We start from the raw sequence: 14,201 nt of genomic DNA on the forward strand, positions 1-14,201 counted from the left end.
AGGACAGCAGGCAACCCACCCGTTGCCTGACCGATGTCCGAGAACGAAGACGGCGCCGAACGCACAGAACTCCCTACCGCCAAACGCCTGCGCGAGGCCCGTGAACAGGGCAACGTCCCGCATTCGCGCGAACTGGCGACGGCGACCGTGTTCGGTGCCGGCGTGGTGGCCCTGCTGACGATGTCCGGCAGCCTGGCCGCCGGTGCCCGCGGCTGGATGCAGACCGCGCTCACCCCCGCCCCGGACCTATGGCAGCACCCGGACACCCTGTTCGGCCACTTCGGCGAGCTGCTGCTGGACCTGCTGTGGGTGATGGCCCCGCTGGCCGCGCTGTGCATGCTGGCCGGCGCCATCGCCCCGGTGGCGATGAGCGGCCTGCGCTTCTCCACCAAGGCGTTCACCCCGAACTTCGGCAAGCTCAACCCGATCAGCGGCGTGAAGCGGCTGGTCGGCGGCCAGGGCGCGGCCGAGCTGTTGAAGTCCCTGCTGCGCGTGGCCTTCGTCGGCACCGCGGCCGGGCTGGTCATCGTCCATGGCATGGACGGGCTGCGCGCCATGCTCAACCAGCCGCTGGAAGCGGCCATCGTCGATGGCCTGGGCTTCACGATGCGCCTGCTGCTGGCCACCGCCGGCGCGCTGGCCCTGCTGGCGGCGGTGGATGCGCCGTACCAGAAGTGGAACTGGCTGCGGAAGCTGAAGATGACCCGCGAGGAGATCAAGCGGGAAATGAAGGAAAGCGAGGGCAGCCCGGAGGTCAAGGGCCGCATCCGGCAGATGCAGATGCAGCTGTCCCAGCGCCGGATGATGGAAGCGGTGCCCACCGCCGACGTCGTGCTGGTCAACCCCACCCACTACGCCGTGGCCCTCAAGTACGAGGGCGGGCAGATGCGCGCCCCGGTGGTGGTGGCCAAGGGCGTGGACGAAATGGCCTTCCGCATCCGCGAGGCCGGCGAGCGCCACCGGGTGGCGATCGTCTCGGCGCCGCCTTTGGCACGCGCCTTGTATCGGGAAGCCCAACTCGGCAAGGAAATCCCCGTGAGACTGTATTCGGCCGTCGCCCAGGTGCTGTCCTACGTCTACCAGCTGCGGGCCTGGCGCGCCGGCCCGATGCCGGACCTGCCGCCCATCGACATGGATGAGTTCGCCAGGCCCGGAGGACAGGCATGAGCGCCCAGCCGCAACCGATGAACGCCCGCCGCGTGATGGAACTGATCCGCGGCGGCCTCGGCGCGCCGCTGGTGGTGCTGGCGATGCTGGCCATGGTGGTCGTGCCGCTGGCCGCGCCGGTGCTCGATGCGCTGTTCACCTTCAACATCGCCATCTCGCTGATGGTGCTGCTGGCCGTGGTGTACGTGAAGCGGCCGCTGGAATTCACGATCTTCCCGATCGTGCTGCTGATGACCACGATGCTGCGCCTGGCGCTGAACGTGGCCTCCACCCGCGTGATCCTGCTGCACGGCCAGGGCGGCCATGACGCGGCCGGCAAGGTCATCGCCGCGTTCGGCGAGTTCGTGATCGGCGGCAACTACGCGGTCGGCATCGTGGTGTTCGCGATCCTGACCATCATCAACTTCGTGGTCATCACCAAGGGTGCCGGGCGCGTGTCGGAAGTGACCGCGCGCTTCATCCTCGACGCCATGCCCGGCAAGCAGATGGCCATCGACGCCGACCTCAACGCCGGCCTGCTGACCCGCGAGGAAGCCAAGCTCCGCCGCGAGGAAGTGCGCGAGGAAGCCGACTTCTACGGCGCGATGGACGGTGCCAGCAAGTTCATCCGCGGCGATGCCGTGGCCGGCATCCTGATCCTGTTCATCAACCTGCTCGGCGGCCTGGCCGTGGGCATGTTCCAGCACGGCATGGCCTTCGCCGACGCGGCCTCCACCTACACGCTGCTCTCCATCGGTGACGGCCTGGTGGCGCAGCTGCCGGCGCTGCTGGTGTCCTCGGCGGTGGCGATGCTGGTCACGCGGGCCTCGCGCGCGCAGGACATGAGCCAGGCGATGGTCGGCCAGGTGTTCGGCCAGCACCGCGCACTGGCGGTGGCCGCGGCGATCCTGGGCCTGGTCGGCCTGGTGCCGGGCATGCCCAATGTCGCCTTTTTGACGCTGGCGCTGATCCTGGGCTTCGTCGCCTGGAAGCTGCACAAGCGCGGGCCGGTGGATGCCGAGGGCAACGGCCCGGAAGCGGCCACCCGCGCGCCGGGCGCCCCGGGCGCGGCGCCCTCGCCCACCGCCGAACTGAGCTGGGACGAGCTGCGCCCGATCGACCCGCTGGGCCTGGAGGTCGGCTACCGGCTGATCCCGCTGGTGGACAAGGCCCAGGGTGGCGAGTTGATGGCGCGCATCAAGGGCGTGCGCCGCAAGCTCACCCAGGACATCGGCTTCCTGATCCCGCCGGTGCACATCCGCGACAACCTCGAACTCAGCGCCACCGCCTACCGCCTGCTGGTGCACGGCGTGCCGGTGGCGACCGCCGAGATCCACCCGGACCGCGAACTGGCGCTGGACCCGGGCGGCGCGCTCGGCGCCCTGGACGGCATTCCCGGCAAGGATCCGGCGTTCGGCCTGGACGCGGTGTGGATCCAGCCGCACCAGCGCGCCCATGCCGAATCGGTGGGCTACACGGTGGTGGACCCGGCGACGGTGGTGGCCACGCATCTGTCGCACCTGATCCGCGAACACGCCCCGGAACTGCTCGGCCACGAGGAAGTGCAGCAGCTGCTGGCCACGCTCACCAAGAGCGCGCCCAAGCTGGTGGAAGACCTCACGCCCAAGGCGCTGCCGCTCTCGGTGGTGGTGCGCGTGCTGCAGAACCTGCTGGTGGAGCGCATCCCGATCCGCCAGCTGCGCAAGATCGTCGAGGCGCTGGTCGAACACGCCCCGCACAGCCAGGACCCGGCCGCGCTCACCGCCGCCGTGCGCACTTCGCTGGGCCGTTTCATCGTCCAGGAGATCGCCGGGATGTCGCCGGAGCTGCCGGTATTCACCCTGGCCCCGCAATTGGAACGCGTCTTGCAAGACTCCACGCAGGGCAACGGCGTGGCCCTGGAACCCGGCCTCGCCGAGCGCCTGCACCAGAGCCTGGCCGAGTGCGTCGGCAAGCAAGAGGCGCGCAACGAGCCGGCGGTGGTGCTGGTACCGGGAACGGTCCGCGCCGCCCTGGCCCGCCTGGTCCGCCACAGCGTGCCCTCGCTGTCGGTCCTGGCCTACGGCGAAGTGCCGGAGGACAAGCGGCTCAAGCTCGTCGGCACGATCAGTTGATGGCAGTTGAAAGCGAAGTAACCCCGAACACCGAACCCGAACACCACTTCCGGCCCTGACATGAAAATCAAACGCTTCGTCGCCCCCGACATGCGCACCGCCTTCCGCCTGGTGCGCGAAGAGCACGGCCCGGACGCAGTGATCCTGTCCAACCGTCGTACCGACGAAGGCGTGGAGATCGTCGCCGCCAGCAATTACGACGAAGAACTGGTGATGCGCGCGCTCGACAACGCCCGCGCCGAGCAGAAGGCCACCGCGGCCATCGTGCCCGCACGCGCCACCGCGCCGCAGGTGCAGGCCGAGCCGGCCCCCGCCATCGCCCAGGCCGCCGCGGCGCCGGCGCGCCGCACGCCCTCGCCGGCCGACGCGCTGATCGCCGCGATGGCCGAGCGCCAGCCGGCCCGCGCCACCGCCACGACCTCGGCCTCGACCTCGACCGGCCAGCGCGCCGTGTTCCCGGTGCCGCCGATGCCGGCGCTGGAGCAGGCTGCCGCCGGCGGCATTCCGGAAGAGATCTTCGCCACCTTCGCGCAGGCCGCCGCCCCGCGCGCCGCCGCGCCCGCCGTGGCCGCCCCGGCCATCGCCACGCAGGCGGACGAGCAGCCGACGCCGGCCAAGCGTCGCGCCGAAGCCGCCGCCGACAACGACTTCGACCTCGGCACCACCCTGCCGCGCATCGCTATGCCCGCGCCGCTCGCGCCGGAAGTACCGGTGGCCCCTGCCGCCCCGGCGCTGGCCGCCGTGCCGGCGACCCCGGCGCCGCAGAGCGACGAACAATTGGCGCAGCTGCGCGACGAGCTGGCGCTGATGCGCCAGATGATCGAGCGCGAGATGAACCGCCTCACCGACGAACGCCTGCGTGGCTCGCCGGTGCGCGCCCAGGCGCTGGAGCTGCTGGACGACTACGGCTTCGACAACGGCCTCACCCGCGACATCGCCCTGCAGATCCCGCCGGAAACCGAATTGCCGCGTGGCCGCGGGCTGATGCTGGGCCTGCTCTCCAAGCGCCTGCCGATCGCCCCGATCGATCCGCTGCAGACCGGCGGCGTCATCGCCCTGGTCGGCCCGACCGGCGCCGGCAAGACCACCACCATCGCCAAGCTCGCCTCGCGCTTCGCCGCCGAGCACGCCCCGCGCGACGTGGCGCTGGTCACCACCGACACCCAGCGCGTCGGCGGCCGCGAACAGCTCTACAGCTACGGCCGCCAGCTCGGCATCGCCGTGCACGAAGCCGACAGCGACCAGGGCCTGATCGAACTGCTCGAGCGCCTGGCCGACTACAAGCTGGTGCTGATCGACACCGCCGGCATGGGCCAGCGCGACCGCGCCCTGGCCGCCCAGCTCAACTGGCTGCGCGGCGCGCGCCAGGTGACCTCGCTGCTGGTGCTGCCGGCCAACGCCCACTTCGCCGACCTGGACGAGGTCGTCCGCCGCTTCGCCGCCGCCCGCCCGCAGGGCGTGGTGCTGACCAAGCTGGACGAGACCGGCCGCTTCGGCAGCGCCCTGTCGGTGGTCGTGGACCACCAGCTGCCGATCACCTGGGTCACCGACGGCCAGCGCGTCCCCGACGACCTCCACCGGGCCAATGCGGCCAGCCTGGTGCTGCGCCTTGAAGATTTGCGCCGCGCTGCCGATAAGCCCTGTACTCCGGAGCAGAACCATGCCGTCGCGTGAATACGCCCACCTGACCAACGCCTTCCCGCTGAGTGCGACCCGTAGCGAGCCCCTGGGCCCGGTGCGCACCATCGCCGTGACCGGCGGCAAGGGCGGCGTCGGCAAGACCAACCTGTCGGCGAACCTGGCCGTGGCGCTGGCCGACATGGGCAAGCGCACCCTGCTGCTGGACGCCGACCTGGGCCTGGCCAACCTGGACGTGGTCCTCGGCCTGTCGCCGAAGTTCACCCTGGCCGACCTGATCGCCGGCCGCTGCACGCTGGAAGAAGTGCTGCTCGAAGGCCCCGGCGGCGTGCTGGTGGTACCGGCCGCCTCCGGCCGCCGGCACATGGCCGAACTGGCCCCGGCGCAGCACGTCGGCCTGGTCAACGTGTTCTCCGAACTGGAACGCGACCTGGACGTGATGGTCATCGACACCGCCGCCGGCATCACCGACAGCGTGCTGACCTTCTGCCAGGCCGCGCAGGACACCGTGGTGGTGGTCTGCGACGAGCCGGCCTCGATCACCGACGCCTACGCGCTGATCAAGGTGCTCTCGCGCGAACGCGGCGTGGACCGCCTGCAGATCGTCGCCAACATGGTGCGCGACCCCAACGAGGGCCGCCTGCTGTACGACAAGCTCTCGCGCGTGTGCGAGAAGTTCCTTGGCGATGTCTCGCTGAACTACCTCGGCCACGTGCCCCAGGACGACTGGCTGCGCCTGTCGGTGCAGCGCCAGCAACCCGTCATCAAGGCCTACCCGGCCAGCCCGTCGGCGCAGGCGATCGCCGAGATCGCCCGCCGCACCTCGCGCTGGCAGGCCCCCACCGCGCCGCGCGGCAACGTGGAGTTCTTCGTCGAGCGCATCATCCAGCGCGGGGTGGCGGCATGAACGCCGCCGCGCAGTACCGCGCCGTGCAGCGTGCCAGCGACGCGACCGACTGCGTCACCCAGCACGCCGACCTGGTGCGCCGCATCGCCCACCACCTGGCCGCGCGACTGCCCGCCAGCGTGGAAGTCGACGACCTGATCCAGGCCGGCATGATCGGCCTGATCGAAGCCTCGCGCTCCTACGACGCCGAACAGGGCGCTTCGTTCGAGACCTATGCCTCGATCCGCATCCGCGGTTCGATGATCGACGAGATCCGCCGGGGCGACTGGGTACCGCGTTCGGTACACCGCCGCGCGCGCGATGCCGCCGCCACGATCCGCAAGATCGAGCAGAGCACCGGCCGCGCCGCCGCCGCCACCGAGGTGGCCGCCGCGATGGACATGCCGCTGCCCGAATACCTGCGGCTGATGGAAGACGCCGCGCGCGGCCAGGTGCTGAGCCTGGAGTCGCGCGTGGAAGACCACGGCGAGCTGGACACCATCGCCCGCGGCGGCCCCAACCCGCAGCAGCTGTTCGAGCGCGGCGAGTTCGGGCGCGAACTGGGCAAGGCCATCGGCCAGTTGCCCGAGCGCGAGCAGTTGGTGCTGTCTCTGTATTACGAGCAGGAATTGAACCTGAAGGAAATCGGCGCCGTGCTCGGCGTGAGCGAATCGCGCGTGTGCCAGATCCACGGCCAGGCGGTAGTGCGCCTGCGCGGACGGCTGAAGACCTTCGAGCTGGCCGATGCCGGCGTGGAAGACGACGAGTAATGAAACGGAACGCGGAACCGGGATCGACGCGCGCCAGCACCGTATGCTTGGCGGCTACCTTTCCCTTCCTTCCCCTTCCCAACGCTTTTGGAGCCTGAAGTGAACAAGAACATGCGGATCCTGATCGTGGACGACTTCTCGACGATGCGTCGCATCGTCAAGAACCTGCTCGCCGATCTGGGTTTCACCAATACCGCCGAGGCCGAGGACGGCAACAGCGCCCTCGCCGCGCTGCGTTCGGGCCCGTTCGATTTCGTCGTCACCGACTGGAACATGCCGGGCATGACCGGCATCGAGCTGCTCAAGGCGATCCGCGCCGACGAGAAGCTGCGCACGTTGCCGGTGCTGATGGTGACCGCCGAGGCCAAGCGCGAACAGATCATCGAAGCGGCGCAGAGCGGCGTGAACGGCTACATCATCAAGCCGTTCACCGCGCAGACGCTGGAAGAGAAGCTCGGCAAGATCTTCGAACGCCTGACGGCCACCGCCTGATGACCACGATCGACGCCCAGGAAGAGCGCCGGCTGCTGATCGAGCGGCTGCAGGGGGCACTGGATGCGCTGGAAAGCGGCGATGAAAGTGCCTGGCGCCGGGAAATCGACACGCTCGCCGCATGGCGCACGCGCCCGATGATGCAGGGCCTGAGCCGGCTCGCCCGCGAACTCGGCCAGGCGCTGGGCGAGCTGCCGACCGTGCCGACCGAGGCCGGCGAACTGGATGACGCCTGCGCGCGCCTGGACCACGTCGTGGCGATGACCGAACAGGCCAGCCACCGCACGCTGGACCTGGCCGAGGAATGCCGCAAGCTGGCCGACCAGCTCGCCGCCGGCGGCCTGCAGGGCGAACAGACCGAACTGCTCGAGAAGATCCGCCACAACCTGACCGAGATGGCGCTCACCCAGAGCTTCCAGGACCTCACCGGCCAGATCATCCGCCGCGTCGCCGGCATCGTGCGCCGCGTCCACGAGGGCTTCGGCGCGCTCGGCCTGCCGCCCAAGGAAACCCCGGGCGAGAAGAGTGGCCTGGCGGGCCCGGCCGTGAGCGGCCTGGATCGCCACGCCGTCTCGCAGGTGGACGCCGACGACCTGCTTTCCACGTTGGGGCTGTAAACCATGAGTGCCGTGCCGGACGACATCGCAGCGGATTTCATCATCGAGGCCCAGGAGATCCTGGACCGCCTCGGCGAACAGCTGGTGTCGCTGGAACAGGCACCGGAAGACGCGGACCAGCTCAATGCCGTGTTCCGCGGCTTCCACACGCTCAAGGGCGGCGCCGGCTTCCTGGCGATCCACGCGATGGTCGAACTGTGCCACGCGGCGGAAGACACGCTGGGCAAGGCGCGCTCGGGCGAGATCACCCTGCTGGCGCAGCATTTCGATGCCGCCCAGCAGTCGCTGGACTACCTGCAATCGATGCTCGATGCGGTGTCGGCCGGGCGTGAACCCACGCACGCGCCGCCGGCGCTGATCGCGCAGTTCGACGCGCATGGCGCGCCACCGGTGATCGCCACCCCGGTGGCTGCCGCCGCGGGCGGGGGCGATCTCATCAGCGAAGACGAGTTCGAACACCTGCTCGATGCGTTGCACGGCGACGCGGCGCCGGGCGCCAAGGCCCTGCCGGCGAGCCCGTCGCCGGCGGCGGCGAGCCCGGCCGCGCCGAAAGCCGCCGCCGCGGCCAAGCCGGCCGCGGAAGTCGAACACACCGTGCGCGTGGATACCAAGCGCCTGGATGCGATCGTCAACCTGATCGGCGAGCTGGTGCTTTCGCGCAACCGTCTGAAGACGCTGCGCACGCGCCTGCGCGACGAGGAACTGGACCGCGCGGTCAGCACGCTCGACATTGCCACCGCGCGCCTGCAATCGGCGGTGATGCGCACGCGCATGCAGCCCGTCGGCAAGGTGTTCTCACGCTTCCCGAAGGTGGCGCGCGACGTCGCGCGTTCGCTGCAGAAGGAAGTGGACCTGGAACTGATTGGCGCGGAAACCGAGCTGGACCGCAACCTGGTCGAAGCGCTCGCCGACCCGCTCGTCCACCTGGTGCGCAATGCGATCGACCATGGCGTCGAATCGCCCGCGCTGCGCGAGGCCTCCGGCAAGCCGCGCAGTGGCCATGTGCGGCTGTCGGCGCAGCAGGAAGGCGACTACGTCAGCATCGAAGTGCAGGACGACGGTGCCGGCATCGACCCGGAGCGCCTGCGCGAGAAGGCACGCGAGAAGGGTTTGATCGATGCCGAGGCCGCCGCGCGGCTGAGCACCGACGAATGCCTGCACCTGATCTTCCTGCCGGGCTTTTCGACCAAGGCCGAAGTCACCGACATCTCCGGCCGCGGTGTCGGCATGGACGTGGTGCAATCGCGCATCCGCGAGCTGAGCGGCACGATCCAGATCCAGTCCGAGCTGGGCCGTGGCAGCCGCTTCATGATCCGCGTGCCACTGACCCTGGCCATCCTGCCGACCCTGCTGGTGCAGGCCGGTGAGCACGTCTACGCATTGCCGCTGGCCCGCGTGGTGGAAGTGCTGCACGCGCCGCAGACCTCGCTGGGCTGGTTCGACGGCCGCGCGGTGCTGGACCGTCGTTCGCACACCCTGCCGCTGATCGACCTGCGCCGCTGGCTGGGCGTGGAGCCCTCGCCGGCCGCATTGCTGACGGTGGTACTGCTGCAGGCCGGTGAAGCCCGCTTCGGGCTGGTGGTGGACCAGGTCCGCGGCCGCGAGGAAGTGGTGATCAAGCCGCTGCCGCGGGCACTGCGCGGACTGCCGGGTTATGCCGGCGCGACGTTGATCGGCGATGGGCGAATGGCGTTGATCCTGGACGTGGACGGGTTGCGCGCCAGCGATTGAGGCTGACGGGTGCTGGCCTCAAGCAGGCAGTTCGAGCCACCGGCGGATGCTGTGCAATAGCTCGGGGACCGGCAGGTCCGATGCGTCCTCGCCAGAGAAGCCCTGGCATGTCAGCGACATTTTGTACCACGTACTGAAATCCGCATAAGCGCCCCAGACTTCGGTGGGCCCGGGCGCGCCTGGCCGACACTGCATCGCCAACCAATTCCGGACTTCCGTCACCACCCGCCGGGGCTCGTCTTCGTGCGCGGCAATATCGGAGCCCGCCAAGTCAGACAGTGCCACCTGGTAGCGATAGCGCTCCGACTCCATGATCAGACAGCGCTTTTGCGCGAGTGCGTCCGTGCCGAAATGCCTGCACCCCACATCGAGCCCCAGCTCGAACGGCATGTTGAGCCGGTAGTACTCTCCCGCCTCCCGGGCCTGCATTCGCGACAGATCGTGGATGGCATAGCGCGATTCCCGGATCAGTTCGAGGATCTTGCTGATGCGCGACTCACCCGAATCCGAACGCTCCAGCGCGATGCGCGGCCGCAGCCCGAGATAGACCGTGGTGAACAGCAAGGCCTGCAGCAGCGGCTGGTAAGCGGCGTCGAACGGGCAGTTGATGAAAACGCTGTCCTCAGCGCTCGAAGACCCGATGCCAGCGTGCACGCGGCCCCTCTGCGAAATCTCGCCACTCCTGCAGCATGCCGCGCTGGTCATGGACGATGAGGCGCACGCGCTTGCGGCGGGCAATCTCGGTCGCATGACGGAAGGCTTCGGCCTTGGTGCGGTACACCCGGTAACACTTCTTGGTGCCCGTGCGGCGCACGCCCCAACCGCCATTCAACGTCGGGGAAACATGCTGATCCTTGCTGATGTCGATGCTCTTGTACAACGCGTCCCAGTCCATAGCTTCATGCCCTGCTTCGATGGAGGTCAGCCTATTGAGCGGAAACCCTCGGCTCAAGCGGAAACCTGCGCACATCGCTGTCGGTACATTCCGCATCGACAGGCGTCATGACGACGCCGACAGCCACAGCCGCGCCAGCGCAAAGCTCAACGCGAACGTGTAGCCATAGAGGAACTGGTCCAACCGCACGAGGCTGTCGCCGCGACGACGCCGCCATGCGCCGATGGCCCCCATCACCGCGCCCACGGCGAGCGGGGTGAACAGGAGGTTGGCGTAGGCGGCCCAAGCTTCCTCCAGGAACCGTTGATGGAAAAACACGACCGACAACGCCCCGCTCCCCGCGCCGAGCAGCACGTACACCCCGAATGCCACCGCGGGGTGCAGCGGTGGCCGCTTGCCCTTCAGGCCATGCGCGCCCAGTTCGACCAGCAGCTCCATCACCACCTGCAGGACGAGCTCGAACAGCAGTTGAGCCACGAATTCCATGTCCGTTCCTTTCCGCGAATCTATCGCTCACCCTTCCGCCTTGGCCACCGCCGGCATGCCCGGGCGCTTCGCAGCCGCCTGGCCCGCGACCTGCTGCTGCAAGTAGGCCGTCCATAGCAGCAAGGCCAGCGCATAGATGTTCACCCCCAGCAGCGCCGAGCCCACTTCGATCTTCAGGTGCAGCTGCAAGCCGAACCACAGGAAATACTGGAACGAACCCGTCGCCAGCACCGGGATCTGCACCGCCCACTGCAGCATCGCCAGCCGCGGCCCCCAGCGCCGGCCGGTGAACCAGCCCACCAGCGCCACCGCCGCCACCGCCATCAGCGCCCAGATCGCCCAGCCGCCCGCGCCCAATTCTCCCCACCACGCCGTGCAGCACAACGCGAGCGCCCCCACGCCCCATTGCACGCACAGCAGATAAGCCGGCCAGCGCGCACGCCGGCCCGTCTTCGTATCCATCGTCCATCCCCGGCACATCCCCGCGCCGAGCTTCCCACGCCACCTTCCCGGACGGAACCCGCATACCCGGAACTGTGACGCTCGTCCTCCCCCGCCGACTAAACCTTCAAGCGCGGCCGCCTGCCGCCGATAACCGGTTCATGGACAAGCTCAGCCTCACTGGAATCGTGCTCGCGTTGGCCGCCCTGGTCGGCGGCAGCGTGCTCAAGGGCGCCGGCATCGCCTCGCTGTGGTCGCCGGCCGCGTTCGTGATCGTGATTATCGGCACGATCGCCGCGATCCTGTTGCACACCGCCCCGGCGGTGTTCAAGCGCGCCTTCCAGATCGTGGGCTGGGTGTTCAGCCCGCCGGCCAGCGACCGCGAGGAGCTGATCAACCAGATCGTCGAATGGAGCAACATCGCCCGCCGCCAGGGCCTGCTCGGCCTGGAGAGCCAGGTCACCCGCCAGGACGACGCGTTCCTGCGCAAGGGCCTGCAGATGCTGGTCGACGGCGTGGAGCCGGAGCAGATGCGGCGCATGCTGGAGATCGAGGTCGAGCAGCAGGAGAAGCACGACCTCGCCGCCGCGCGCGTGTTCGAGAGCATGGGCATCTACGCGCCGACGCTGGGCATCATCGGCGCGGTGCTGGGCCTGATCGCGGTGATGAAGAACCTCGCCGATCCCAGCAAGCTCGGCCACGGCATCGCCGCGGCGTTCACCGCCACCATCTACGGCATCGCCTCGGCGAACCTGCTGTTCCTGCCGATCGCCGCCAAGCTCAAGAGCGTCATCCACGGCAGCAGCGGCGAGCGCGAGATGATCATCGAGGGGCTGATCGCCATCGCCCAGGGCGAGAACCCGCGCAACATCGAATCCAAGCTCAACGGCTACCTGCACTGAGCCATGGCCCGTCGTCGCCACACCCACGAAGAGCACGCCAACCACGAGGCCTGGGCGATCCCCTATGCCGACCTGATGACGTTGCTGCTGGCCTTCTTCGTGGTGATGTACGCCATCTCCTCGCTCAACGAAGGCAAGTACCGCGTGATGGCCGATGCGCTCACCGCCGCGTTCGGCGGCGCGCCGCGCACGATCAACCCGGTGCAGGTCGGCAACAACCAGCTGCAGGGCGCCAACTGGGACCGCCCCTCGCCGATCAAGTCCGGCGCCAAGAGCGGGCCGACCGCGCCCTCGCCCAGCCCCGACCCGACCCTGCTGCCCTCGATGGCCTCGCAGATGCGCATGCCGGTGTCGCTGCGCAACCAGGACCAGCTCGCCCGCGCCCAGCGCCAGCTCGACGCGGTGAGCGCGCAGCTGAGCCAGGCGCTGTCGCCGCTGATCGAGAAGAACCTGATCAGCGTGCGCCGCTCGGAACTGTGGATCGAGGTGGAGATCCACAGCGACATCCTGTTCAACACCGGCTCGGCGAGCCTGGACCAGAGCGCGCGTCAGACGCTCTCGCTGCTGGCCAACGTGCTGCGGCAGACCCCGAACGGCGTGCGCGTGGAGGGCTACACCGACAACCAGCCCATCGCCACCTCGCAGTTCCCCTCCAACTGGGAGCTGTCGGCGGCGCGCGCGGCCTCGGTGGTGCATCTGTTCGCCGACCAGGGCCTGAGCCCGGGCCGTCTGGCGATGGTGGGCTATGGAGAATTCCGACCGCGTGCCGATAACTCCACCGAGGCTGGCCGCAATGCCAACCGGCGGGTGGTGTTGATCATCCTCGCCGACTCGGCAGCGAACCTGGCGCCGGAACCCCCGGCACCGCCGCAACTGCAGGCCGGCCCCGACCTGCCCCCGGTCCCGGTGGCGGGCGGCCCGTTGAATCCGGGCCACGGTCCTGCCGTGGCTCCTGCCGTGACCGAAGGAGTGAACTGATGCGCATCTGGGCGATCGCCAACCAGAAAGGTGGCGTAGGCAAGACCACCACGACCCTCGCGCTGGGCCGTGGCCTGGCCGCGCTCGGTCATCGCGTGCTGCTGATCGACCTGGACCCGCACTCCTCGCTGACCCGCGCCTTCGGCGTGCCGCTGGATCCGCCGCCGAAGGGCGTGCTGGACCTGTTCTCCACGCCGCCGGCCGATCTCTCCGGCCTGCTGCGCGAGAGCGGCATCCCGGGCCTGTCCTACGTGTGCGCGCAGACGGCGCTGGCCACGCTGGAACGCCGCAGCGCCAACCAGCCCGGCCTGGGCCTGGCGCTGCAGAACGCGTTGACCCGCCACGCGCGGCACCACGACTACATCCTGCTCGACTGCCCGCCCACGCTGGGCCTGCTGATGATCAACGCGCTGGCCGCGGCCGACCGCCTGGTCATCCCGACCCAGGCCGAGCCGCTCGCGCTGCACGGCCTGGCCGGCATGAGCCGCACGGCCGACATGGTCGAACGCTCGCGTCGCCGTCCGCTGCCGGTGTCGATCCTGCCGACGTTGTTCGACCGCCGCACCCGCGCCGGCACCGAGACGCTGAAGCAGATGCAGGACAGCTACGGCGAGCGCGTGTGGGAAGACGCCATCCCGGTGGACACGCGCATCTGCGCGGTGGAGACGCTCACCCAGCCGGGCGCGCCGGGCGAATACCCGGGCCGCGGGCTGTCGGCCTATCGCCGTGCGCTGGAGTGGATCCTGGCCGAGGACGCGCAGGCGATGGAGCAGGCGGCATGAACGGCGTCGAAGCCCTGGATGACTACCTGCTCGACCTGCTGGCCGACGCGGTGCCGGCGGCTGCGCCCGTGGCGGCGGCGGCGTCCGATGCGCCGATGGCCGTCGATGCCGCGGATGTCACCGCCGATGCCACGCTGGATGCCCCTGCGGGCGCGGCACCGGCCACGACCGAACAGGCGCCCCTGGTCGCGGTTGAAGCCGCGCCTGCACCGGTAGCGCTCGACCTCGACGCCAACATGGCCGCCATGCTCGCCGAGATGGATGCCGACCCGGCGTTCGCCCCGCCCAAGCCCAAGCCCGTAGCCGCCCCGTCGCTCGACATC

General features: G+C 69.5%; 15 protein-coding genes and 1 pseudogene. 12 read left to right on the forward strand and 4 right to left on the reverse strand.

The window, feature by feature from the left end; genetic code table 11:
• Positions 1 to 33 precede the first annotated feature (33 nt).
• From flhB to ARC20_RS11290, 8 genes are all read left to right on the forward strand, one after another.
• Positions 34 to 1,167: a flagellar biosynthesis protein FlhB gene (gene flhB, locus ARC20_RS11255; RefSeq protein ID WP_057647123.1), complete on the forward strand. Its 1,134-nt coding sequence runs from the start codon at positions 34 to 36 to the stop codon at positions 1,165 to 1,167.
• A 17-nt stretch (positions 1,168 to 1,184) separates the two neighbouring features.
• Entirely contained in the window at positions 1,185 to 3,260 is a 2,076-nt protein-coding gene (gene flhA, locus ARC20_RS11260) for a flagellar biosynthesis protein FlhA (RefSeq protein WP_181360157.1), read from the forward strand.
• Positions 3,261 to 3,320: 60 nt separating this feature from the next.
• Positions 3,321 to 4,934 (forward strand): flagellar biosynthesis GTPase FlhF, encoded by a 1,614-nt coding sequence (gene flhF / locus ARC20_RS11265; RefSeq protein WP_057647127.1) that lies wholly within the window; start codon positions 3,321 to 3,323, stop codon positions 4,932 to 4,934.
• Positions 4,921 to 5,805, forward strand: a complete 885-nt coding sequence (locus tag ARC20_RS11270) for a MinD/ParA family protein (RefSeq protein WP_057647129.1) — start codon at positions 4,921 to 4,923, stop codon at positions 5,803 to 5,805. The genes flhF and ARC20_RS11270 overlap by 14 nt, the downstream gene beginning before the upstream one ends.
• Positions 5,802 to 6,554, forward strand: coding sequence for an RNA polymerase sigma factor FliA (locus tag ARC20_RS11275; protein ID WP_057647131.1), 753 nt, complete (start codon positions 5,802 to 5,804; stop codon positions 6,552 to 6,554). The genes ARC20_RS11270 and ARC20_RS11275 overlap by 4 nt, the downstream gene beginning before the upstream one ends.
• A 99-nt stretch (positions 6,555 to 6,653) precedes the next feature.
• Entirely contained in the window at positions 6,654 to 7,046 is a 393-nt protein-coding gene (gene cheY / locus ARC20_RS11280) for a chemotaxis response regulator CheY (protein ID WP_057647133.1), read from the forward strand.
• Complete coding sequence (locus ARC20_RS11285) at positions 7,046 to 7,663, forward strand: protein phosphatase CheZ (RefSeq protein ID WP_108143506.1); 618 nt, start codon at positions 7,046 to 7,048, stop codon at positions 7,661 to 7,663. Before cheY ends, ARC20_RS11285 begins: the two co-directional genes overlap by 1 nt.
• 3 nt (positions 7,664 to 7,666) lie before the next feature.
• The gene (locus ARC20_RS11290; protein WP_057647135.1) at positions 7,667 to 9,394 is read left to right on the forward strand and encodes a chemotaxis protein CheA; all 1,728 of its coding nucleotides are present in this window, start codon (positions 7,667 to 7,669) and stop codon (positions 9,392 to 9,394) included.
• An 18-nt stretch (positions 9,395 to 9,412) separates the two neighbouring features.
• Here the strand turns inward: ARC20_RS11290 and ARC20_RS11295 are convergent, their stop codons facing one another.
• The 4 genes from ARC20_RS11295 to ARC20_RS11310 form a co-directional block, all read right to left on the reverse strand.
• On the reverse strand, positions 9,413 to 10,048 hold the full coding sequence (locus ARC20_RS11295; RefSeq protein ID WP_202595443.1) for a hypothetical protein: 636 nt from the start codon (positions 10,046 to 10,048) through the stop codon (positions 9,413 to 9,415).
• Positions 10,017 to 10,274 (reverse strand): DUF2188 domain-containing protein, encoded by a 258-nt coding sequence (locus ARC20_RS11300; RefSeq protein WP_237642570.1) that lies wholly within the window; start codon positions 10,272 to 10,274, stop codon positions 10,017 to 10,019. Before ARC20_RS11300 ends, ARC20_RS11295 begins: the two co-directional genes overlap by 32 nt.
• A gap of 120 nt (positions 10,275 to 10,394) precedes the next feature.
• Positions 10,395 to 10,775 carry a hypothetical protein gene (locus ARC20_RS11305; protein ID WP_057647139.1) on the reverse strand — a complete coding sequence of 127 codons (381 nt, stop codon included), beginning with the start codon at positions 10,773 to 10,775 and terminating at the stop codon, positions 10,395 to 10,397.
• 27 nt (positions 10,776 to 10,802) lie between these two features.
• The gene (locus ARC20_RS11310) at positions 10,803 to 11,237 is read right to left on the reverse strand and encodes a hypothetical protein (RefSeq protein WP_146165862.1); all 435 of its coding nucleotides are present in this window, start codon (positions 11,235 to 11,237) and stop codon (positions 10,803 to 10,805) included.
• A 140-nt stretch (positions 11,238 to 11,377) separates the two neighbouring features.
• Here ARC20_RS11310 and ARC20_RS11315 point away from each other — a divergent pair, with 140 nt between their 5' ends.
• The 4 genes and pseudogenes from ARC20_RS11315 to ARC20_RS11330 all read left to right on the forward strand — a co-directional run.
• Positions 11,378 to 12,118: a flagellar motor protein gene (locus ARC20_RS11315; protein ID WP_057647143.1), complete on the forward strand. Its 741-nt coding sequence runs from the start codon at positions 11,378 to 11,380 to the stop codon at positions 12,116 to 12,118.
• Positions 12,119 to 12,121: 3 nt separating this feature from the next.
• Positions 12,122 to 13,096 (forward strand): flagellar motor protein MotD, encoded by a 975-nt coding sequence (gene motD / locus ARC20_RS11320; RefSeq protein ID WP_057647146.1) that lies wholly within the window; start codon positions 12,122 to 12,124, stop codon positions 13,094 to 13,096.
• Positions 13,096 to 13,878: a ParA family protein gene (locus ARC20_RS11325; RefSeq protein WP_057647148.1), complete on the forward strand. Its 783-nt coding sequence runs from the start codon at positions 13,096 to 13,098 to the stop codon at positions 13,876 to 13,878. Before motD ends, ARC20_RS11325 begins: the two co-directional genes overlap by 1 nt.
• Positions 13,875 to 14,201 (forward strand): annotated as a pseudogene (locus tag ARC20_RS11330) (chemotaxis protein CheW); the annotation flags it as partial. The gene ARC20_RS11325 and the pseudogene ARC20_RS11330, both read left to right, overlap by 4 nt.

It is taken from the genome of Stenotrophomonas panacihumi (assembly GCF_001431645.1).
In the GTDB taxonomy this organism is placed as follows: Bacteria; Pseudomonadota; Gammaproteobacteria; order Xanthomonadales; family Xanthomonadaceae; genus Stenotrophomonas_A; species Stenotrophomonas_A panacihumi.